The organism is Mucilaginibacter sp. P2_D11 (assembly GCF_056404435.1).
Genome location: NZ_JBFUEA010000051.1, coordinates 1 through 1,230 on the forward strand (window position 1 = coordinate 1; position 1,230 = coordinate 1,230).

A 1,230-nucleotide genomic window follows, 5' to 3' on the forward strand; every position below is an offset into this window, starting at 1 on the left:
GGCGTGCCGCGTTTAGGTATCCCGGAACTAACCTGCGATGATGGCCCGTTGGGTGTACGCGAAGAGATAAAGCGCTTTGATTGGGCTTCGGCCAACTGGATAACCGATTCCGCCACATTTTTACCAAATGGCTCGGCAATTGCCGCTACCTGGAACCCGGTAATGGCCAACAGGTATGGCRTAGTTTTAGGCGAGGAAGCGAATGCCCGTAAAAAGATTGTAATGCTTTCGCCCGCATTCAATATCTGCAGAATGCCGCTTTGCGGCCGTACCTATGAATATTATTCGGAAGATCCTTATTTGAACAGCCTGTTGGCGGTACAATCTGTAAAAGGGATCCAAAGCCAGCATGTAGCAGCCTGTATAAAACATTTTGCCGCAAATAACCAGGAACTTAACCGCGATAGCGTAAACACCATAGTTGATGAAAGAGCCTTGCGCGAAATCTATTTCCCGGCATTTAAAGCAGCGGTACAGCAGGGGAATGCTTATACGGTTATGTCGGCCTACAATAAGCTGAACGGTTATTGGTGTTCCGAAAATGATTTTTTACTTAATAAAGTATTAAAGAACGAATGGGGCTTTAAAGGGGCTGTTATCTCGGACTGGGCAGGAACACACCATACCGTTGCCGCCGCTAACAATGGACTGGATATTGAAATGGGATCAAGCGGGCCGTACGATCAATGGTATTTTGCCCAACCATTACTTAAAGCAGTTAAGGAGGGCCGGGTTTCGGTAAAAACAATAGACGATAAAGTGCGCAGGATTTTGTGGGTAATGTACCATACCTCCATGAGTGCCAATCAGCCCAAAGGATCTATTGCTACATCAGCGCATACCCAAACTGCATATGATATTGCCTCAGAATCCATCGTCCTGTTGAAAAACGACAATCATTTATTGCCTTTGAAAGCAGCTACCATTAAAAGCATTGCGGTTATAGGCGATAATGCCACCCGCACATTTGCTTTAGGCGGGTTTGGCGCGGGCGTAAAAGCCAAATACGAGATAACGGCATTAGACGGTATAAAATCAAGGTTCGGCAAAACAGCGAGCATCAGTTTTGCCCAGGGCTACAGGGCCAACTATTTAGCAAACAATACTGATGCGCAAAATACTGGCTATGACCGGCCCGACCAAAAACTAATTGATCAGGCCGTGGCGCTGGCAAAAACCAGCGATGTCGCCATTTTGTGCATCGGCTCAAACCGTGAATATGAAAGCGAA

1 protein-coding gene is annotated in these 1,230 nt (G+C 46.7%); it reads left to right on the forward strand.

All coding sequences use genetic code 11. The annotated features are described in order from the left end of the window. Window positions 1-1,230, forward strand: a 1,230-nt coding sequence (locus AC1DXC_RS27290) for a glycoside hydrolase family 3 protein (RefSeq protein ID WP_477462336.1), incomplete at both ends; no start/stop codon positions are given.